25 protein-coding genes are annotated in these 20723 nt (G+C 53.1%); 12 read left to right on the top strand and 13 right to left on the bottom strand.

The window, feature by feature from the left end; translation table 11 throughout:
- Window positions 1-189: 189 nt before the first annotated feature.
- Window positions 190-1110 carry a Kdo(2)-lipid IV(A) acyltransferase gene (locus CHU32_RS21975; protein ID WP_103678105.1) on the bottom strand — a complete coding sequence of 307 codons (921 nt, stop codon included), beginning with the start codon at window positions 1108-1110 and terminating at the stop codon, window positions 190-192.
- Between the two features lie 220 nt (window positions 1111-1330).
- Between CHU32_RS21975 and trhO the strand changes: the two genes are divergently transcribed.
- Window positions 1331-2380, top strand: a complete 1050-nt coding sequence (gene trhO, locus CHU32_RS21970; RefSeq protein WP_103678104.1) for an oxygen-dependent tRNA uridine(34) hydroxylase TrhO — start codon at window positions 1331-1333, stop codon at window positions 2378-2380.
- 38 nt (window positions 2381-2418) lie between these two features.
- On the opposite strand, the gene CHU32_RS21965 is transcribed toward trhO, so the two are convergent.
- From CHU32_RS21965 to mdtH, 9 genes are all read right to left on the bottom strand, one after another.
- Entirely contained in the window at window positions 2419-2994 is a 576-nt protein-coding gene (locus tag CHU32_RS21965) for a YceI family protein (protein ID WP_103678103.1), read from the bottom strand.
- Between the two features lies 1 nt (window position 2995).
- Complete coding sequence (locus tag CHU32_RS21960) at window positions 2996-3562, bottom strand: cytochrome b (RefSeq protein WP_103750928.1); 567 nt, start codon at window positions 3560-3562, stop codon at window positions 2996-2998.
- Between the two features lie 369 nt (window positions 3563-3931).
- Window positions 3932-5050: an N-methyl-L-tryptophan oxidase gene (gene solA / locus CHU32_RS21955; RefSeq protein WP_103678101.1), complete on the bottom strand. Its 1119-nt coding sequence runs from the start codon at window positions 5048-5050 to the stop codon at window positions 3932-3934.
- Between the two features lie 124 nt (window positions 5051-5174).
- Window positions 5175-5429 carry a biofilm formation regulator BssS gene (bssS, locus tag CHU32_RS21950; RefSeq protein WP_103678124.1) on the bottom strand — a complete coding sequence of 85 codons (255 nt, stop codon included), beginning with the start codon at window positions 5427-5429 and terminating at the stop codon, window positions 5175-5177.
- A 281-nt stretch (window positions 5430-5710) separates the two neighbouring features.
- Window positions 5711-5956 (bottom strand): DNA damage-inducible protein I, encoded by a 246-nt coding sequence (gene dinI, locus CHU32_RS21945; RefSeq protein ID WP_103678100.1) that lies wholly within the window; start codon window positions 5954-5956, stop codon window positions 5711-5713.
- Between the two features lie 71 nt (window positions 5957-6027).
- On the bottom strand, window positions 6028-7074 hold the full coding sequence (gene pyrC / locus CHU32_RS21940) for a dihydroorotase (protein WP_103678099.1): 1047 nt from the start codon (window positions 7072-7074) through the stop codon (window positions 6028-6030).
- Between the two features lie 142 nt (window positions 7075-7216).
- Window positions 7217-7777 (bottom strand): lipoprotein, encoded by a 561-nt coding sequence (locus tag CHU32_RS21935; RefSeq protein ID WP_103678098.1) that lies wholly within the window; start codon window positions 7775-7777, stop codon window positions 7217-7219.
- 123 nt (window positions 7778-7900) lie between these two features.
- Window positions 7901-8548 carry a glutaredoxin 2 gene (grxB, locus tag CHU32_RS21930; protein ID WP_103678097.1) on the bottom strand — a complete coding sequence of 216 codons (648 nt, stop codon included), beginning with the start codon at window positions 8546-8548 and terminating at the stop codon, window positions 7901-7903.
- A gap of 63 nt (window positions 8549-8611) precedes the next feature.
- Window positions 8612-9820, bottom strand: a complete 1209-nt coding sequence (gene mdtH, locus CHU32_RS21925; protein ID WP_103678123.1) for a multidrug efflux MFS transporter MdtH — start codon at window positions 9818-9820, stop codon at window positions 8612-8614.
- A 227-nt stretch (window positions 9821-10047) separates the two neighbouring features.
- Here mdtH and rimJ point away from each other — a divergent pair, with 227 nt between their 5' ends.
- From rimJ to murJ, 4 genes are all read left to right on the top strand, one after another.
- Window positions 10048-10632, top strand: coding sequence for a ribosomal protein S5-alanine N-acetyltransferase (gene rimJ / locus CHU32_RS21920; RefSeq protein ID WP_103678096.1), 585 nt, complete (start codon window positions 10048-10050; stop codon window positions 10630-10632).
- A 9-nt stretch (window positions 10633-10641) separates the two neighbouring features.
- Window positions 10642-11283, top strand: a complete 642-nt coding sequence (locus CHU32_RS21915) for a YceH family protein (protein WP_103678095.1) — start codon at window positions 10642-10644, stop codon at window positions 11281-11283.
- A 2-nt stretch (window positions 11284-11285) separates the two neighbouring features.
- Complete coding sequence (locus CHU32_RS21910; RefSeq protein ID WP_103678094.1) at window positions 11286-12212, top strand: Gfo/Idh/MocA family protein; 927 nt, start codon at window positions 11286-11288, stop codon at window positions 12210-12212.
- 109 nt (window positions 12213-12321) lie between these two features.
- Window positions 12322-13932 carry a murein biosynthesis integral membrane protein MurJ gene (gene murJ, locus CHU32_RS21905; RefSeq protein WP_103678093.1) on the top strand — a complete coding sequence of 537 codons (1611 nt, stop codon included), beginning with the start codon at window positions 12322-12324 and terminating at the stop codon, window positions 13930-13932.
- A gap of 41 nt (window positions 13933-13973) precedes the next feature.
- On the opposite strand, the gene flgN is transcribed toward murJ, so the two are convergent.
- The 3 genes from flgN to flgA form a co-directional block, all read right to left on the bottom strand.
- On the bottom strand, window positions 13974-14396 hold the full coding sequence (gene flgN / locus CHU32_RS21900; protein WP_103678092.1) for a flagella biosynthesis chaperone FlgN: 423 nt from the start codon (window positions 14394-14396) through the stop codon (window positions 13974-13976).
- Between the two features lie 4 nt (window positions 14397-14400).
- A complete protein-coding gene (flgM, locus tag CHU32_RS21895; RefSeq protein ID WP_103678091.1) occupies window positions 14401-14694 on the bottom strand; it encodes a flagellar biosynthesis anti-sigma factor FlgM in 294 nt (97 codons plus the stop codon).
- A gap of 91 nt (window positions 14695-14785) precedes the next feature.
- Window positions 14786-15445, bottom strand: coding sequence for a flagellar basal body P-ring formation chaperone FlgA (gene flgA / locus CHU32_RS21890; protein WP_103678090.1), 660 nt, complete (start codon window positions 15443-15445; stop codon window positions 14786-14788).
- A gap of 157 nt (window positions 15446-15602) precedes the next feature.
- Between flgA and flgB the strand changes: the two genes are divergently transcribed.
- The 7 genes from flgB to CHU32_RS21855 are packed head-to-tail and all read left to right on the top strand — an operon-like array spanning window position 15603 to window position 20715.
- Complete coding sequence (flgB, locus tag CHU32_RS21885; protein ID WP_103678089.1) at window positions 15603-16016, top strand: flagellar basal body rod protein FlgB; 414 nt, start codon at window positions 15603-15605, stop codon at window positions 16014-16016.
- A 3-nt stretch (window positions 16017-16019) separates the two neighbouring features.
- Complete coding sequence (gene flgC, locus CHU32_RS21880; RefSeq protein WP_103678088.1) at window positions 16020-16424, top strand: flagellar basal body rod protein FlgC; 405 nt, start codon at window positions 16020-16022, stop codon at window positions 16422-16424.
- Window positions 16425-16435: 11 nt separating this feature from the next.
- Window positions 16436-17122, top strand: a complete 687-nt coding sequence (gene flgD / locus CHU32_RS21875) for a flagellar hook assembly protein FlgD (protein ID WP_103678087.1) — start codon at window positions 16436-16438, stop codon at window positions 17120-17122.
- 13 nt (window positions 17123-17135) lie between these two features.
- Window positions 17136-18389 (top strand): flagellar hook protein FlgE, encoded by a 1254-nt coding sequence (gene flgE, locus CHU32_RS21870; RefSeq protein ID WP_103678086.1) that lies wholly within the window; start codon window positions 17136-17138, stop codon window positions 18387-18389.
- A gap of 20 nt (window positions 18390-18409) precedes the next feature.
- Complete coding sequence (locus CHU32_RS21865; RefSeq protein WP_103678085.1) at window positions 18410-19165, top strand: flagellar basal body rod protein FlgF; 756 nt, start codon at window positions 18410-18412, stop codon at window positions 19163-19165.
- 13 nt (window positions 19166-19178) lie between these two features.
- Complete coding sequence (flgG, locus tag CHU32_RS21860) at window positions 19179-19961, top strand: flagellar basal-body rod protein FlgG (RefSeq protein ID WP_103678084.1); 783 nt, start codon at window positions 19179-19181, stop codon at window positions 19959-19961.
- A 55-nt stretch (window positions 19962-20016) separates the two neighbouring features.
- On the top strand, window positions 20017-20715 hold the full coding sequence (locus tag CHU32_RS21855; protein ID WP_103678083.1) for a flagellar basal body L-ring protein FlgH: 699 nt from the start codon (window positions 20017-20019) through the stop codon (window positions 20713-20715).
- The last annotated feature ends 8 nt before the right edge of the window (window positions 20716-20723 follow it).

Genomic DNA, 20723 nt, shown 5'->3' with positions numbered 1-20723 from the left:
TAACGCAGCACAGAATATACTAAGTTTAGCTAAAAAAATGATAAGCCCGCTAATTATGCCCCCCGGGAAGAATCGCTGCAAATGGGATAGCTTTTAAAGCTTAGCGTTGAGGGAAGAAAAAAACGCATCCTGTAAATTTCACCCAGGCCCGACAAGCTTGCGCCGCCGGGCAGGAAGAGGGTAAAGATATCAGTAGCGTGAAGGCACACCTTCAGGGCGCGTTTTGAAGCGGCGGTGCAGCCACATATACTGCTCGGGAGCCATCATGATGCATTTCTCAACAATCTTATTCATCCAGGCAGCGGTGGTTTCGGCATTATCCAGCGGTGGATCGCATTCTGGTTCGAGCGCGATAAGCTCATAACCTTTGCCGTCTGGCTTGCGGCGCGGAACGAACGGGGCGATACAGGCTTTGGAGGTGCGCGCCAGCATCCAGGTACCGGAAGTGGACGCGGCCTGCTCAACTGCAAAAAACGGCACGAAGACGCTGGTGCGCGGACCATAATCATGATCGGGCGCGTACCAAATCACATCACAATTTTTCAGCGCACGGATCATGCCTTTGACGTCTTTACGGTCGATCATATCTTTATTTGAGCGCAGACGGCCCCAGGTTTGCAGCCAGTCCAGCACCGGATTGTCGTTGGGTCGGTAAACCCCAATCCCTGGCAGATGCATACCAAAGATGCGGGCACCCATTTCCAGCGTCAAAAAGTGAACGCCAATCAGCAAGATACCGCGCCCCTGTGCAATCTGCGCTTTGATTGCGTCCATGCCACGCTCTTCGGTCCAGCGCGCCATTCGCCTGTCGGACCAGAACCAGGCCATCCCGGTTTCCAGCAACCCCATTCCTACGGATTCGAAATTTTTATGCACCATCTCATCTCGTTGGGCCTGACTCATTTGCGGGAAACACAGTTCCAGATTGCGCTCCGCTATTTTTGCCCGCCGTTTCATAACGCGTTGTGCCAGGTGACCAAGAGCATGCCCAAGACGATAAAGTACTGGATAGGGTAGCTGTACTACCAGCCAAAGCGTGCCTATACCCAGCCAGGTTAACCAGTATCGCGGATGAAGCAGCGCCACGGTGAATTTTGGTAAATGCGTCATGTCATTCCTGTCATTAAATTTACAACTGGCTCTATTGTCGCACTTTTTTCCCGGTTGCCAACATTTTGGGCAACGAAGTGCGTGGTAAATCAGCAGTTGTGGATGGTAAGTGTTACAGATGATGCAAATGTAGCTAAAAATGTAGGGATGTAAATTGTCAGTTATTGCTATATGATGCCGCCCGTTTATCCCTTCATTCACCCTTGCAGGAACGTACACCATGCCAGTGTTACACAACCGCATATCGAATGAGGAACTGAAGGCGCGGATGCTGGCCGAGACCGAACCGCGCACGACGATCTCATTCTATAAGTATTTCACCATCGCCGATCCGAAGGCGACGCGCGACGCGCTGTATACGGCACTGACGGCGCTTAACGTTTTCGGTCGCATCTACCTGGCTCACGAAGGCATTAACGCGCAAATCAGTATTCCGCAAAGCAACACCGAAGCTTTGCGAACCCTGCTTGAGCGCGTTGATCCTGCCTTACAGGGGCTGCGCCTCAACGTTGCGCTCGACGATGACGGCAAGTCATTCTGGGTACTGCGCCTGAAAGTGCGCGATCGCATTGTGGCTGACGGCATTGATGACGACAGCTTTGATCCCAGCGACGTCGGCGACTATCTGAAAGCCGCTGACGTCAATGCCATGCTTGACGATCCGGATGCGCTGTTTATCGATATGCGCAACCACTACGAATATGAAGTCGGGCACTTTGAAAATGCGCTGGAAATTCCTGCTGACACTTTTCGCGAGCAGTTGCCAAAAGCGGTAGAGATGATGCAGGAGCACAAAGACAAAAAAATCGTTATGTACTGCACTGGCGGTATTCGCTGTGAAAAAGCCAGCGCGTGGATGAAACATAACGGTTTTAGCAAGGTCTGGCACATCGAAGGCGGCATTATTGAGTATGCGCGCCGGGCGCGTGAGCAGGGACTGCCGGTACGCTTTATTGGTAAAAACTTTGTCTTTGATGAACGGATGGGCGAGCGGATTTCAGAAGACGTTATTGCGCATTGTCATCAGTGCGGTACGCCGTGTGACAGTCATACAAACTGTCTGAACGATGGTTGCCACCTGCTGTTTATTCAGTGTCCTGCGTGCGCGGAGAAATATTCCGGATGCTGTAGTGAAGCGTGTCAGACGGAAAGCGCATTGCCGGAGGAACAGCAGCGGCAGCTGCGTGCGGGCCGGGAGAATGGCAATAAGATTTTTAATAAGTCTCGTGGACGTCTGAACACTAAATTAGGTATTCCCGATCCAGAGTAACAAAGTACGCCCGGCAGGCTACACTGCCGGGCGTAATATTACTTCTGCTGTACGCCTTCCACCGAAATAATCAGCTCTACATCCTGCGATGCCGGACCGAGATCGGTTTTAATATTAAACTCTTTCAGGCTGATTTTACCTGCCGCCTCAAAACCTGCGCGTTTACCACCCCACGGATCGTCACCCTGACCGATCATCTTCGCCTTCAGCGTTACGGGTTTGGTCACGCCGTTCAACGTCAGGTTACCAGTCACATCCAGCGCATCGCCATCAGCTTTCACTGCGGTAGAGGTGAAAGTGGCCTGCGGGTATTTCGCCACATTCAGGAAGTCAGCACTGCGCAAGTGTTTATCACGTTCCGCATGGTTAGTGTCCACGCTATTGGTATTCAGGGTGACATTCACTTTATCGGCAGCCGGATTCTTTTCATCATAGGTAAACGTCCCGTCAAAATCACGGAATGTGCCGTAAAGCCAGCTGTAGCCAAGATGCTGAATACGAAAATTAACGAAGGCGTGCTGACCTTCTTTATCAATCTTATAATCAGCGGCGATGGCCGAACCAGCGGTGAGCAGCAGACTTCCCAGTAATAATCCTTGCAGGCTTTTCTTCATATTACGCTCCAGAGTCAGGTGACGATTTCCCCAGCATGCGGCGCAGGGTATCGTCTTTATCGATGAAATGATGTTTAAAAGCGGCAAGCGCGTGCACGACAGAGAGGATCACTACGCTCCACGCCAGCCATAAATGCAGATTGCCCGCCAGGTCAGCCTGTGCGCCCGCATCGGTTAACGTCGCCGGGACGTTAAAAAGCCCGAAGACGCTGATAGACTGACCGTCAGCCGTTGAAATGAGATAACCGCTGATAATGATGGCAAACAACAGTAGATAGAGCGCAATATGCGCCGCTACGGCGCTAACGCGGGTCAGCCTGGAATAATGGTGCAACGGCGCAGGGGCGGGAGACATCGTGCGCCAGATCAGGCGCACGACCAGCGTAAGCATCAGTACGATGCCAATGCTTTTATGGAGCTCCGGCGCTTTATGATACCAGCCGTCATAATAGCTCAGCGTCACCATCCACAATCCCAACGCGAACATCGCGTAGACGGCGATGGCCACCAGCCAGTGCAACGCAATGGAAACAAATCCATAATGACGGTCGCTATTTTTCAGGTGCATACCTGATATCTCATATCTGAATAAAGTGTGCTTACAATGCTGGGCAAAAAACATTATTGCAACAACAAATAAGCATAATTTTATAACTAATTTAACTTCTTCATTTTTATTGAATGAAAATGAGATTTTAATTCAGGGTATTCGGCTTTTAACCGCTTATTAAAGTGCACTGATGGGGTTTGTACAGAACTGATTTGTTCAAATTTTTATGGCTAAAATTAAGGATTTATCAAGCAGCGTAAATTATTGTCAGGGTAAGAGTGTTTTAAATATACAATATGAATAAAATAAGCCTGCTAATGAAATAGCCATCATCAGGATCACGGCTCGGGCGGAAATTATGCGCGGCCATAAAAGACCGCCGCAAGATTAATGTGAGAAGCGCGCCAGCGAAAAAGCAGTTAAATCAAATTGGCTGGCCTCATCTTTAGCGAATTGCGCTGCAATTTCTCCCAGCGCTGGCGCGAATTTAAAGCCGTGGCCGCTCAGACCAGTGATCAACAGCGTATTCGGCTGGCCGGGCAGGGTATCAATGATGAAATCCTCATCCGGTGAATTGTCGTAGGTGCAGGCAGCCCCGTGCAGGCATCCGCCGATGCCGGGAAGAATTTGGCGTAAAAAAGAGAATGACTCAGCACCATCGCTGGCGACTGCGCCAAACGGCAGGCGCTCCTCTGGCGTATGAATTTCCTGACCACCAGTGTGCCTGCCTATTTTCAGTTCATTATCATCCGCCGGGAAACCATAAAACTGATCGCCATTGGGCAGTTCACCGGTGAATGCAGGGAAATGATTTTTGGTACTGTAGCGCCCGTCGGCCTGATGCCAGGCAAAAATCTTACGTACCGGCTGAAGCGGTAGCGACGGCAGCAATCGGGTTACCCATGTCCCGGCACAGATCACCGCTTTACGGGCATGATATTGGCCATCGGCGGTATCAATGGTGATTCCGGCCTCATTATGATGTACTGCCGTCACCGGACAGTTAAAAAGCTGGGCGCATCCGGCTTCGCGCGCCAGTTTTATCCAGGTTTTGACGGCCAGTTCGCTACGCAGCACCCCTGAATTGGCTTCGTAAATGCCGATATAGTTCTCAGGAACCCGAATTTCGGGCCAGCGTTTCATCACTGCCCCGGCATCAAGCTGCTCGGTGGTGAGCTTCCAGCGTGCTGCACTACTGGCAACGTTCTTCAGAAAAAGAGAATCCACGGGACCCAGGTTAATGACGCCGGTACGCTCAAATACCGCCTCGCCACTTTCAGCCGCTAAGGCATCCCATAGCGCCTGAGCGCGTAGCACCAGCGGTACGTATTTTTCGCCTTCACCGTAGGCATGGCGCATCAAACGCGTATCACCGTGGTGGCTGCCTTCAGTATGTGGTGGCAGATGTGCGTCGGTCATCAGCACCTTTAATCCGGCACGTGAAGCATAATAACCCGCGGCGGCCCCGACGGAGCCACTGCCAATAATTAACAGGTCGTATTGCATGGCGCTCCCTAAAAATTATATTAATTTACAGCAGCTAGCATACGATTTTTAATGTACAGCGCAAATAAGAAAGGCACCCGGAGGGTGCCTGTTGAGTGAATGTACAGCATTAATTGATGTTAAGTTAATGCCTGCGGTACTCATTTTCCTGGTAGTCGCCGGACTCAATTTTAGCGATACCTGCTTCTAAGATTGAAATAAACTGACGTGCAACATCAGTTGTCAGCCACAGGGTCTGACCGATTTCCGTATCCTCGGTCTCGGGCTGATTGGGGGTCTGGTAATGTAAACGCAGCATCAGCGCATCGTAACTGTCTACGGTGCTGATGTCCCATCCAACAAGGGGATGGGTCTGGATGACTTCATTATTTTTTTCCATCATGACCCCTTTGTATGCGTTAAAGACGATAGCTCCTGGGTTCAATGCGTGTTTTTTTGAAGCAACTTAAGTATATCAATAAACAAATAAAATGTTCCAGAAAATAGTTTTGCCTTGAAATATTTTTTCCCTGCGAGTCATTTTTGAACAATTAAGCGGCAGGTTGTTCTTTAATTTTTATTAAGTCAGGGAATCAATAAGAAATTGGCTAGAAATTACCCAGAAGAAAACGGAAAAAAGCCGGGGCGACCCGGCAAACATGCACAATAAGGGAGCAAAAATTAATCAGTAATGAACCAGTCGTCAGCGCTTTCCCAGGTCTCCTGGAGAATTTCACTGATGCGATCTTTGTCTTCTTTAAGCCCACCAAATACGGAGAGGTTATTGGCAGCAGCATAACGCACGCTGACGTTACCGTCACAATCAGGGAAATGAGTGAGAACACGCCGGGACAGCTCGCCCGCAAGGGCGTCCAGCGCACCGGATGGTAAGGATGTGGTTCTGGCGATAGTGACTTCAATACGCATAATTGCCCCCTGTGAAATGCACTGTATATTTATACAGTTTAATGCATTGACTTACAACAGGGGGGCAAAAATTATTTCGTCACCGTCCAGCGTACCGTCTCACCCGCAAGGAATGGGATCAGTGTGTCGTCAGAAAGCGGGATGGACTCCACGACCTGGCTGTCTTTGCGAACCAACTCAATAAAGGTGTCGTTCACCGGCAACTGATAAAAGCGCGGGCCATTGAGAGAGCAGAACGCTTCGAGATGCTCCAGCGCGCGCATCTCTTCAAACACAGTAGCATAACTCGCAAGGGCGGTGGGCGCGTTAAAACAGCCTGCGCAGCCACAGCTGGCTTCTTTACGGTGACGCGCGTGGGGCGCTGAGTCGGTACCGAGAAAAACGCGATCGAACCCGCTGGCCACCAGCTCGCGTAACGCCTGCTGATGGACATTACGTTTGAGGATCGGCAGGCAATAAAGATGCGGCCTTACGCCGCCAACCAGCATATGGTTACGGTTGAACATCAAATGCTGAGGCGTAATGGTTGCCGCCAGGCGCTCATTACCTTCACGCACGTAATCAGCGGCATCTTTGGTGGTGATATGCTCAAAAACGACTTTCAGCGCAGGTAAACGCTGGCGCAAAGGCTCCATCACCGTCTCGATGAATCGCGCTTCACGATCAAAGATATCAATATCTGCATGGGTCACTTCGCCGTGAACCAGCAGCGGCATTCCCAGCTTTTCCATCCGCTCCAGTACCGGCATGATGGCATCAATACTGGTTACACCGTGGCTGGAATTGGTGGTGGCATTGGCCGGATAAAGTTTGGCGGCGGTAAACACGCCGTCATTAAAACCGCGCTCCAGCTCTGCCGGGTCGAGAGAATCGGTCAGATAGCAGGTCATCAATGGCGTAAACGAGTGGTCGGCTGGGACGGCATCCAGAATGCGCTGGCGGTAGGCTATTGCTGCATCTACCGTCACGACGGGAGGAGCGAGGTTAGGCATAACAATAGCGCGGCCGTAAATTTCACTGGTGTAAGGCACAACGGTTTTCAGCATTTCACCGTCACGCAGATGCAGATGCCAGTCGTCAGGGCGGCGGATTTTAATTACTTGCGGGTGTTCGGTCATTGGAGCGCTCCGGCGGATGTCAGGGCTGTTTTTTGCCGGGCACTAAGGATAAGCGGAAACGTTTTCGTTTGCACTCTTTTATTATGTCTGAGTGCAGCCTGACAGATATCCGTCAGGCTTACAGGGTTGGCAAGTAGACTCACTAAGGGGTGAAGGGGATAATGATTTCTCCCGGTTTGACTTCAATGCCCTTCGCATATTTTTTTGCCAGCGCCTCACCTTTTCCGCCATCTTCCTTCAGGGTGTACGCAGGCTGATGGTTGAAATAATTACGCAGCGATTGATTCAGATAGGGCAGCAGCGTTTGCACCACAGGTTGCATTTTATCCGGCTTCACTTGTGCATTAACCACTTCCATTTCCTGCAAATAGATCGCGCCTTGCTCTTTATTAAAGGTAGGGAGCGCTTTCAGTTTCAGGACGATAGTGGCTTTTTGGCTGCCAAATAAAGAGTTCATATCCAGAAGGGCATCGCCACTCAGCGTCACTTTATTCGCCTCTTCACGACCGATAGCGCTGGTCAGGTTATTAAGAACAATATGTGCATCGGCGACGCCGGGCAGGCCAATATCTTTAGCAAAATTATTCCTTTTTTCCAGCGCCTGATTAATTTCCGCTTCACTCACGGTGTATTGGGTAAGCTGGTTACAGCCAACGATAAGGCTGCTCACAATCAGGGCGGCGGCAACAACAATCTTCTTCATGGGTTTCCTCTGCATCATGCCTGTCAACTATCCTGACATAAGCACCATGTCCTGTCAGCAGAGAAATTAACAGAGGAAAAAGCTTAAACGTGCTGGCGGACGGGTTTCCCGTCCGCCAGAAGGTCAGGACGCGATCGACGACAGCAAGTTGATTTGCGTTTGTTTCGCCATGTTGTCACGGTAGTCAGCTACCCGGGTTGGCCAGGCGATCCCGGCGACGAGGGTCAGGTTACGCAGGAGCGGGAACAGATGAATATCATCTTCAGAGAGTTCGCCATTGACCGCATTAGGTTTAACGATAAGTTTATCCAGATCGCGTAAATCATCGCTGATTTTCTTAATCAAACCCGCAGAATGAGCGAGATGCTCGTCAAAGTTGCCTAATTTCGCCTCTTTTTTCTCAATAAAATAGCGACGAGCTTCCGGGGTGGAGAATTCATCAAACGGTGATTTTGCAAACCGCGGGATCAGCAGCCGGTCAACGTAAGTATTCACCTTACGCAGCCACTCTTCGATCGCTGGTTTGCGATCGCCTGTCAGCAGCGGTTTTCCATCGACCTTATCGACATAATGTACAATATCCAGACTTTCCGGCAGATAGCGGCTGTCATCTTTTTGCAGAATAGGGGCCATCTTCTGACCGATCAACCTGACCGGCGTTGCCTCATCATCGTTAAGCAGGGTAATTAACTCAACGGGGATATTTTTGAGGCCGAAGATCATACGGGCTTTTACACAGTAAGGGCAGTGGTCGTAAATATAAAGCTTCACGTTTCTCCTCCAGGTATTACCGTCCAGACTTTGAGTATGGAAGAGAAACAGATGCTTATCAAATCAGGTTCGCGGTTCCAGCATGCCAGGCGCGGCGTGCTTCTGACTAAACTGCCACCACAGGGCAAGCAGTGTTATCAGGCCAATCACGCCGAGCATAAACCACGGGAGTTCCGGCTGAGCGGACGCTTTTCCGGCGTCAAATAGCCAGCCGCCGCCGGTATAACCCAGCGCGCCGCCGAAGGCTAATCCAAGACGGCTGAAGCCCATATAACTGCCGCGCGCACGGGCGTCCGCCAGCTCAGCGCTTAACGTCTCGCGTGCCGGCTCAGCGATAATCGAGCCAATATAAAAGGTACAGATCAGCGTAAAGAGCTGTTGCAGGCTGCCGACCAGACCAATGGGCAGCATGCTAATCGTCATGATCAGCAGACCCGCCATTAGACGATGCTCAAGACGGAAACGTTTTTCGCTCCAGCGCGCCAGCGGGTACAGCAGGCTAAGGGACAATGTGGCTTCAATCGCATACATCCATTTGACCGCTGAAGGCGTACCGGCAATGTCATTGACCATAATCGGTAACATCAGCATTACCTGCACGGCCAACATGTAGTACCCGGTCAGCGTGAGAACATAAGTGACAAAGCGTTTATCGCGAAGTACTCGCGCCAGCCCTTCGCGCACCGGCACTTTTACCGTCGATAATTTCCACGCAGGCAGATACCAGGCGTTAAACGCTGCACATAATACGAACAGCACCGCGCCGACGCTGCACACCAGGCTGAAGTTATACTGTAAAAGCCAGCTGCCCAACAGGGCACCAATCACTGCGCCCGCGCTGTCCTGCATCATCAGCAACGAGAAAAAACGGCCACGCTGGTGGGGGCGCACTAATTTTACTACCAGCGCGGAGCGCGGCGGATCAAACAACGTACCTCCCAGACCTGAAAGCAGGCAGGAGAGCCACAGCATCCACGGCTCCTGGGCAATCGCCATCGTGGCAAAGCCAGCAGCGCGCATCAGCATGCCGGTGACAATCATCGGTTTTGCGCCGAAGCGATCGGCTATTGCGCCGCCAAAAATACCGAGACCCTGCTGAAAAAGTTGGCGCAGGCCGAGGGCGATACCGACCATTAACGCGGCCCAGCCCATTTGATCGACAAAGCGAATCGAAATCAGCGGGAAGACCACGAAAAAACCGAGCACCACCAGCATGTTATCAATCAGCAGGAAATATTTACCCAGGCTCCTTGCCTGCGAGATACGGGACATTTCCCCTCCGGGAAACAAAAAGGCGAGAACCTGCTTATTTTGCGGCGTGGCGCTGCCTTTTCCCACCCTCCTGGCGACGATATTTTTTTATCAAACGGCCGCTTTGATTGATTGCTTTCATCGAAAAGGGGACATGGCGCAGAAAATGCCAGGTTGTTGTTTTCACACCGGGCCTGGGGACAGGTATAGTGAACGGACCAGGGCAAGAAGTAAGTGAAGGAGTCTACATGTTTGGCTATCGCAGTAACGTGCCGAAAGTACGCCTGACCACGGACCGGCTGGTCGTGCGTCTGGTTCACGACCGTGATGCCTGGCGGCTGGCGGATTATTATGCACAGAATCGGCAATTTCTAAAACCCTGGGAGCCGGTGCGCGACGACAGCCACTGCTATCCCTCTGGCTGGCAGGCGCGGCTCGGTATGATTAACGAATTCCATAAACAGGGAACGGCATTCTACTTTGCCTTACTTGATCCTGAGGAAAAGGAAATTATTGGTGTGGCTAACTTTTCCAACGTGGTACGTGGGTCGTTTCACGCCTGCTATCTTGGCTACTCCATCGGCCAGAAATGGCAGGGGCAGGGGTTAATGTTTGAGGCGCTGACTGCGGCAATCCGCTATATGCAGCGCACTCAACATATTCATCGCATTATGGCGAACTACATGCCACATAATCAACGCAGCGGCGGCCTGCTGGCACGACTGGGATTTGAAAAAGAGGGTTATGCCAAAAACTATTTGTTAATTAACGGCGAGTGGCGCGATCACGTGCTGACGGCGTTGACTACCCCGCAATGGACCGCAGGTCGCTAAGGAGAAGACATGAAATACGAATTAACCGCCACGGAAGCGCGCGTCATCGGGTGCCTGCTGGAAAAACAGGTCACGACCCCGGAGCAGTATCCGCTCTCCGTCAACGCGGTGGTTACCGCCTGTAATCAGAAAACCAACCGTGAACCGGTCATGTCGCTAAGTGAACAGGAGGTCCAGGACGTGCTGGACGTGCTGGTGAAGCGCCATTATTTGCGCACCGTCAGCGGCTTTGGCAATCGGGTAACCAAATACGAGCAGCGTTTTTGTAATTCCGAATTTGGCGATCTTAAACTTTCGCCTGCTGAAATCGCGCTGGTGACCACGCTGCTGCTGCGCGGCGCGCAAACCCCGGGAGAATTACGCAGCCGCGCCCAGCGGATGCACGAATTCAGCGACATGAGTGAAGTGGAAAGCGCGCTGGAAAAACTGGCCAGCCGGGAAGATGGGCCTTTTGTCGTGCGACTGCCGCGCGAGCCGGGGCGGCGTGAAAGCCGCTTTATGCACCTGTTTAGCGGCGAAGTTGACATCACCGTGTCTGACGCCCCGCCGGCCACTGCTGATGATCTGAATGCCCGCGTTGAGGCACTGGAAGGTGAAGTCGCTGAACTTAAACAGCGGCTGGAATCGTTGCTGGCACATCTGGGAGAATAATCGTGGCACATAAAATACGTATTGGCGTGGTCGGACTGGGTGGGATTGCACAAAAAGCCTGGCTGCCGGTATTAACGGCGGCAACAGACTGGACGCTACAGGCCGCCTGGTCACCGACTAAAGAAAAAGCGCAGCGCATCTGTGAGTACTACCGTTTGCCCTGCGCGGATTCCCTTACGCATCTGGCGGCGCAGTGCGACGCGGTTTTTGTTCATACCTCCACCGCGTCGCATTATGCGGTGGTGAGTGAATTACTTAATGCGGGCGTGCACGTTTGTGTTGATAAACCTCTGGCGGAAAATCTTGCTGACGCTGAGCGGTTAATTGCGTTAGCTGAGCGTAAACATCTGACGTTAATGGTCGGCTTTAATCGCCGTTTCTCCCCGCTTTACCGTGAACTGAAAGCGAACATGGATTCGGCATTTTCCCTGCGCATGGACAAGCATCGCAGCAACAGCGTCGGTCCGCATGATTTACATTTCACGTTGCTGGATGATTATCTGCACGTGATAGATACCGCGTTGTGGCTGGCCGGTGGCGAAGGCGAGCTTAAGATGGGTACGCTGCAAACCACGCAACAGGGCCAAATGCTCTACGCTGAACACCACTTTACCCATCGCCAGTTACAGATCACGACCAGTATGCACCGGCGGGCGGGGAGCCAGCGCGAATGGGTGCAGGCTGTCACCGACGGGGCGCTATTCGACGTTACTGATATGCGTGAGTGGCGTGAAGAGCGCGGCGCGGGCATCGTTACCCGGGCTATTCCTGGCTGGCAAACTACCCTGGAGCAGCGCGGATTCGTCGGTTGTGCGCACCATTTTATAGACTGCGTGCAGAATCAGACAGTTCCGCAAACGTCAGGCGAGCAGGCCATACTCGCGCAGTCAATCATCGAAGAATTGTGGCTTGAGCAGGCGTCAGACTAACCCGCTGTAACATCTGACAGTAGTAATTCATAACAATCCAGGTAGACTAATCGCCTTTTCCAGCGCCTGCGTTGCAGGCGTTCTGCTCTGTGTTGCGGAAAACACATTAATGAACCTATTAAAATCGCTGGCCGCTGTCAGCTCAATGACCATGTTTTCCCGCGTGCTGGGATTTGCCCGTGATGCGATCGTGGCGCGGATCTTTGGTGCCGGGACGGCGACCGACGCCTTTTTTGTCGCTTTCAAACTGCCTAATCTGCTGCGGCGCATATTTGCCGAAGGGGCATTTTCCCAGGCGTTCGTTCCTATCCTTGCTGAATATAAAAGCAAACAGGGGGAAGAGGCGACCAAAGTCTTTATTGCCTATGTTTCCGGCTTGTTGACACTCGCGCTGGCGGCGGTAACCATTGTTGGGATGCTGGCAGCACCATGGGTGATTATGGTCACGGCACCAGGGTTTGTTGATTCGCCTAATGCCGGGATGATCGTCCAGGGCGTTGTTCATCACAGCCTTGATGCTGCTGCGTCAGTCCCCGTGAGTACGCTGGATAAATTCACCCTGACCACGCAGTTATTGCGCATTACCTTTCCCTATATTTTTCTGATTTCGCTGGCGTCGCTGGCGGGAGCGATCCTGAACACCTGGAACCGCTTCTCGGTACCGGCCTTTGCGCCGACCTTCCTGAACGTCAGTATGATTGGCTTTGCGCTCTTTGCCGCGCCGTACTTTCATCCGCCCATACTGGCGCTGGCGTGGGCTGTCACCGTTGGTGGCGTATTGCAGTTGTTTTATCAACTGCCGCACCTGAAGAAAATTGGCATGCTGGTACTGCCGCGCGTGAGTTTTAAAGATGCCGGTTCTATCCGCGTGCTTCGGCAAATGGGACCGGCGATCCTCGGCGTTTCGGTCAGCCAGATATCGCTTATCATTAATACCATTTTTGCCTCATTTCTGGTTTCCGGCTCGGTGTCGTGGATGTATTACGCCGACCGACTGATGGAATTTCCTTCCGGCGTACTGGGTGTGGCGCTGGGGACAATTTTGCTGCCTTCATTGTCCAAAAGCTTCGCCAGCGGCAATCACGACGAGTACAACCGTCTGATGGACTGGGGGCTGCGTCTGTGTTTTCTGCTTGCGCTGCCGAGCGCGGTGGCATTGGGGATTCTGGCTAAACCGCTGACCGTTTCGCTGTTCCAGTACGGTAAGTTTACCGCCTTTGATGCCGCCATGACTCAGCGTGCGCTGGTGGCCTATTCGGTCGGCCTGATGGGCCTGATAGTGGTTAAGGTGCTGGCTCCGGGGTTCTATTCACGTCAGGACATTAAAACGCCGGTTAAAATTGCTATTGTGACGCTCATTATGACGCAATTAATGAACCTGGCGTTTATTGGTCCGCTGAAGCACGCCGGGTTATCACTTTCCATTGGCCTTGCCGCCTGTCTGAATGCCGGGCTGCTGTACTGGCAACTGCGCAAGCAAAAAATCTTCACCCCGCAGGCAGGTTGGGGCAGTTTTCTGCTGCGTCTGATGATCGCGGTGCTGGTGATGGCGGCAGTGCTGATGGGTGTGATGCACCTGATGCCGGAATGGTCGCAGGGTAAAATGCCGATGCGCATACTGCGTCTGATGGGCGTGGTCGTTGCAGGGGTTGTCGCTTACTTTGCGACGCTTGCGATCCTGGGATTCAAAGTGAAGGAATTTACTCGCCGAACCGTATAAAGTGAGTCAGGGAGTGGCCTGGCTGGCCGCTCCCGATGCGCTTAAATAGAGATTTTCTTCCCGCCCCGGTTTGCCGTAGACGCCTGGCCATCAGCACCATACAGACCGGGCTCCTGATGAGGTTTAAGCACCTCAAGCGCCTGCTGGTTACGCACGATCTGCCCTTCAAGCAGCCAGCCATTGTGCTGGTTTAACTCGCGCAGGCGCAGCGTTTTTTCGGTAATGCTCTGCAAGCGATCGGCAACATCATCATTAGCGCTACGCTGCGCATCCTGTTCATGACGACGTTGACTTTCCAGATAATCGAGCGTCGCCAGCAGCGAACTTTTTTGCTCAGTGATACGTTGTAATGCGCTGCCATTGACGCTGCCAACGGAAAGCTGCTGCTGTTCGGCATCCATAACGTCTTTAAGCGCGTTAAGGGTGACGGTCATTTGGTCCAGTATTTCTGGCAGACGACTCATACGGTTATTTACTCTGCAAATCACTCTGTGCTTCACGGATTAACGCGTCGGCAATTTTGCCGGTATCCATCTTTAGTTCGCCATTACGAATAGCCGTTTTCAGCGCTTCGACGCGTTCAACGTTGATGTCATCTTTGCCCGCCTGCGTCAGTTTCGCCTGAGCGTCGCTTAGCGTAACGCTGGTGCTGTTCGCGGTCGTTGATTTCTCCGCGCGTGCTTTTGGCGTGCTAATCTCGCTGGCTTCGCGAGGCTGAACGGTGCTCACTGGCTTCAGGGACGATGTACGATCAATGCTCATTCTGTTATCCTCACCGAGGTTATGGTGCTGCTGCCATCTATCATTAATTGTTAACTAATTATCGGCAACGGTCGTAATTTCTTTAAAAAGATTATAGGTTAATGAGAACATTCCCATCTGCATTCACCACGCCGCTTACCACCTGACCTGATGACATCCGCACCCTGGCATTTTGGGCGATGGCCGCATTATTTAATGCCTGACCTTCACTGTTAACGCTAAAACCTTCTCCACTGGCGATCACCTGCACACGTTGCCCGGCTTTAACTCGCCACGACTGGCGCAACATAAATTGCTGAACAGGCTGCCCTGCCGCCAGATCGCGTAACACTACTGCATCCTGAGCCTGGTTAATATCCAGCAAGGTGCGTGGGGGTAACTGATCGAGACGGCCGCGTTTTAGCGCCACGCTTACTGGCGTCAGCGCACTGCCTCGAGCAAGCGGCGCGGCGGCAACCACATAATTACCGGTCGCCTGAACCATCACCTGAATATAACGCTTCTCGCGCCCACATTGGGCCAGCACATTCACATTGCCCCACAGTTTGGCATTGCCCTGAACGCTCAGCGCGGGTTGCTCACATTGCGGTAACAAATTACTTGCCGTTTTGACCTTCACCACGACCTCATCACTAAAGCCTGCCAGACGCTGGGCAAAAAATGCCGACAGTTGGCCATTAAGGTCCTGCGCCTTTGCCAGTGGACAAAGGAGTAGCAACGTGGCCGTCAGGGTGCCTTTTAGCGCAGACATAGCAAACTCCAGTCTGTTCGGGAATGAAAGGATTTTACCCGTTGTCGCGGTCTATCAACGCAACAAATAGCGACGCATTATGCGTTTATTCCGTCGATAACGCGCGCGCAAGGAGAATTAAGCTACTGGCTGAAATTTTGCCATCAGCGGAGGAGATATGCTCGATAGACTCGACGCCGCGTTACGCTTCCAGCAGGAAGCGCTGAACTTACGGGCGCAGCGTCAGGAAGTCCTGGCGGCCAACATTGCCAATGCGGATACCCCTGGGTATCAGGCGCGCGACCTGGATTTTGCCAGTGAACTCAATAAAGTCATGGAGCGTGGGCGTGCGGAAACATCCGGGATGCAACTGGCGGTGACGTCGACACGCCATATTCCTGCCCAGACCCTTTCTGCCCCCGCTGTTGACCTGATGTATCGCATTCCCGATCAGCCTTCGCTGGATGGTAATACCGTCGATATGGATCGGGAACGGACACAGTTTGCCGATAACAGCCTGCAATATCAGACCGGGCTGACGGTATTAGGCGGGCAAATCAAAAGCATGATGAGCGTGCTTCAGGGGAACTAATCCATGGCGTTACTGAATATTTTTGACGTCGCGGGGTCTGCGCTTACTGCGCAGTCGCAGCGACTTAATGTGGCAGCCAGTAACCTGGCGAACGCCGACAGCGTAACCGGGCCTGACGGCGAACCTTACCGCGCAAAGCAGGTGGTTTTTCAGGTAGATGCGCAGGCGGGTGCCGCGACTGGCGGTGTGAAAGTCGCCAGCGTAATTGAAAGCCAGGCGGCGGACAAACTGGTTTATGAACCCGGAAATCCGCTGGCTAACGCCCAGGGCTACGTGCGGATGCCTAACGTGGATGTGGTCGGGGAGATGGTTAACACCATGTCCGCGTCACGCAGCTACCAGGCAAACGTTGAAGTCCTGAATACCGTAAAAAGCATGATGCTGAAAACCCTGACGCTCGGACAATAAAGGAGAGATCAATGTCTATCGCTGTCAATCTAAATGATCCCACGAATACGGGCGTCAGTTCCACCAGCAGTAAAACCAGCACCAGCACGGTGACGGGTAACAGCGCTTCCGATCTGCAAAGCAGCTTTTTAACCCTGCTGGTAGCGCAGTTAAAAAATCAGGACCCGACCAACCCGATGGAAAATAACGAGCTGACCACCCAACTGGCGCAAATCAGCACCGTCAGCGGCATTGAAAAGCTCAATACCACGCTGGGCTCCATTTCCGGGCAAATTGATAACAATCAGTCTTTACAGGCTTCAACGCTTATCGATCACGGCGTAATGATCCCTGGCACCACCGTACTTTCCGGCAACAGCACCACCACGCCGTTTGGGGTAGAACTTCAGCAGGCAGCAGATAACGTCACCGCCACGATCACCGATAAGAGCGGCAAAGTCGTGCGCACTATCGATATTGGCGCATTAACCGCTGGCGTCCATACCTTTAGCTGGGACGGCACCGCCACCGATGGCACCGCGGCACCGGAAGGATCGTATAACGTCAGCATTGCTGCCAGTAACGGCGCAACGCAGCTAGTGGCACAGCCGCTGCAATTCGCACTGGTTCAGGGCGTGACGCGTGGCGAAAACGGCAGCCTGCTGGATCTCGGTACCTACGGCACCACCACACTCGACGAAGTTCGGCAGATTATTTAATCAGGAGTAAGTTATGGCCTTTTCTCAAGCGGTTAGCGGCCTGAACGCTGCGGCCTCCAACCTCGATGTCATTGGCAACAACATCGCCAACTCCGCCACCTATGGCTTTAAGTCGAGCACGGCGTCGTTTGCCGATATGTTCGCCGGCTCTAAAGTCGGTCTGGGCGTAAAAGTGGCGGGCATCACCCAGGACTTTAACGACGGTACGACCACCAATACCGGTCGCGGACTGGACGTGGCGATAAGCCAGAACGGTTTTTTCCGTCTGGTCGACAGTAATGGTTCGGTTTACTACAGTCGCAACGGTCAGTTCAAACTGGATGAAAACCGGAATCTGGTGAACATGCAGGGTTTGCAGTTAACGGGTTATCCGGCAACCGGCACACCGCCGACCGTGCAGCAGGGCGCAAACCCGACCGGCATTTCTATTCCTAATACGCTGATGTCGGCCAAAACCACCACCACAGCAGCCATGCAAATCAACCTGAACTCTTCGGATGCGGTGCCTGCAAAAACGACCTTCAGCGCCAGCGACGCTGATACCTACAACAAAAAAGCTGCTATCACCGTTTTTGATACTCAGGGTAACGCCCATGACGTTAACGTGTATTACGTGAAAACAGCGGAAAATAAATGGGATGTGTGGACCCAGGATTCCAGCGTAGCAGATGCGCCAGTGACCAAAGCAGCACAGATGAATTTTGATAACAACGGTCAACTGGAAGGGGTTTACGATTACGATGCCAATGGTGTGCTTAACGGGAACGCCAATGCGCAGCCGCAGATCAACGTTACTACCGGTGCCATGAACGGTGCCACCCCGGCGACCTTTGCGCTGAGTTTCTTTGACTCTATGCAGCAGAACACCGGCGCGAATAACGTCGTTGCCAGCTCGCAGAATGGCTATAAGCCGGGCGACCTGGTGAGTTATCAGATTAACGATGACGGCACCGTAGTCGGTAATTATTCCAATGAACAGTCGCAGGTGCTGGGGCAGATCGTGCTGGCTAACTTTGCCAATAACGAAGGACTGGCCTCTCAGGGCGATAATATTTGGGCTGCGACTCAGGCTTCCGGCGTTGCGCTGCTGGGTACTGCCAACAGCGGTAACTTTGGTACGCTGACCAACGGTGCGCTGGAAGCGTCCAACGTCGATTTGAGTAAAGAACTGGTGAATATGATTGTCGCCCAGCGTAACTATCAGTCTAACGCGCAGACCATCAAAACCCAGGATCAGATCCTCAACACGCTGGTTAACCTGCGCTAAGCGCCTGACGGGATAGCTTAATGGATCACGCAATATATACCGCGATGGGCGCTGCCAGCCAGACCATGAATCAGCAGTCGGTTACCGCCAGCAACCTCGCTAACGCGTCCACGCCAGGCTTTCGCGCCCAGCTAAACGCCCTGCGCGCGGTGCCGGTGACCGGGTTGTCTCTTGATACCCGTACGCTGGTGACCGAGTCCACGCCGGGGGCGGATATGACGCCCGGCCAAATGGATTATACCTCGCGTCCGCTGGACGTCGCCGTGCAGGAAGAGGGCTGGCTGACGGTGCAAACCGCGGATGGTGGGGAAGGGTATACCCGCAACGGTAATCTTCAGGTGAGTCCGACGGGGCAATTGACTATCCAGGGCCACCCGGTGATTGGCGAAGCTGGTCCGATTGTGGTGCCGGAAGGGGCCGAGATCACCATCGCGGCCGACGGTACGCTTTCCGCCCTCAATCCGGGCGATCCTGCCAATACCATCGCGCCGGTTGGTAAGCTAAAACTGGTAAAAGCCGACGGGAACGAGGTGCAGCGCGGCGATGACGGAATGTTCCGTCTGACCCAGCAGGCACAGGAAACGCGCGGAGCCACACTGCAGGCCGATGCCACGATCCGGGTCATGTCCGGCGTGCTGGAAGGCAGTAACGTGAAACCCGTGGCGGCGATGACCGATATGATCGCCAGCGCGCGACGTTTTGAAATGCAGATGAAGGTTATCAGCAGCGTGGATGAAAACGCGCAGCGGGCTAACCAGTTGCTGTCAATGACCTAATAGCAGGATATCTATGAACAGTTCTTTATGGATCGCGAAAACCGGCCTCGATGCGCAGCAAACCAATATGGACGTTATCGCCAACAACCTGGCAAACGTCAGCACCAATGGTTTTAAGCGCCAGCGTGCCGTTTTTGAAGATTTGCTGTACCAGACCATTCGCCAGCCGGGGGCACAGTCCTCTGAGCAGACGACGTTACCGTCAGGTTTACAGATCGGCACCGGCGTGCGTCCGGTCGTCACCGAGCGTCTGCACAGCCAGGGCAACCTTTCACAGACCGACAACAGTAAAGATGTTGCGATCAAAGGCCAGGGCTTCTTCCAGGTGATGCTGCCGGACGGTACCTCGGCTTACACCCGCGACGGCTCGTTTCAGGTCGACCAGAACGGGCAACTGGTGACGGCGGGCGGTTTTCAGGTCCAGCCAGCAATTACCATTCCGGCCAATACCCTGAGCATTACTATCGGGCGCGATGGCGTGGTCAGCGTGACGCAGCAGGGCCAGGCGGCACCCGTACAGGTGGGGCAGCTTAACCTGACTACCTTTATGAATGACAGCGGTCTGGAAAGCCTGGGTGAGAATTTGTATGCCGAAACGCAATCCTCCGGAACGCCAAATGAAAGCACGCCGGGCCTGAATGGCGCAGGGCTGTTGTATCAGGGCTATGTTGAAACCTCAAACGTCAACGTGGCGGAAGAGCTGGTCAGCATGATCCAGGTTCAGCGCGCGTATGAAATCAACAGTAAGGCCGTGTCGACGACCGACCAGATGCTGCAAAAACTGACGCAACTCTAAGAGGTAGCCGATGTGACACTGTCACGTCGGCGCTCTGATTTTAAAGATGAAAGCAATGCAAAAATACGCGGCGTACCATTATTCACTTCTGGCTGTTCTGGCAATGTCCCTGAACGGATGTGCTCTGATCCCCTCGACGCCGCTGGTGCAGGGCGCAACGACAGCACAGCCTGTTCCCGGACCATTGCCGGTCGCCAACGGTTCTATTTTTCAGTCGGCGCAGCCGGTGAACTATGGTTATCAGCCGCTGTTCGAAGACCGTCGTCCGCGTAATATCGGCGATACTCTGACCATTGTGCTTCAGGAGAACGTCAGCGCGAGCAAAAGCTCGTCGGCGAACGCCAGCCGCGACGGTAAAACCAACTTTGGCTTTGATACCACCCCGCGTTACCTGCAAGGACTGTTTGGCAATGCCCGTGCGGATGTTGATACCTCCGGCGGCAATACTTTCAACGGCAAAGGCGGGGCTAATGCCAGCAACACCTTTAGCGGCACGCTGACGGTGACGGTGGATCAGGTGCTGGTCAACGGTAACTTACACGTAGTGGGTGAAAAACAGATCGCGATTAATCAGGGTACTGAGTTCATCCGCTTTTCCGGCGTCGTCAACCCGCGCACCATCAGCGGCAGTAACTCCGTGTCGTCAACCCAGGTGGCAGATGCGCGCATTGAATATGTCGGCAACGGCTATATCAACGAAGCGCAGAATATGGGCTGGCTCCAGCGTTTCTTCCTTAACTTATCGCCGATGTAAGCGAGGTG

It is taken from the genome of Superficieibacter electus (genome assembly GCF_002915575.1).
Classification (GTDB): Bacteria; Pseudomonadota; Gammaproteobacteria; order Enterobacterales; family Enterobacteriaceae; genus Superficieibacter; species Superficieibacter electus.
This window is presented reverse-complemented; position numbering and strand designations above follow the sequence as displayed.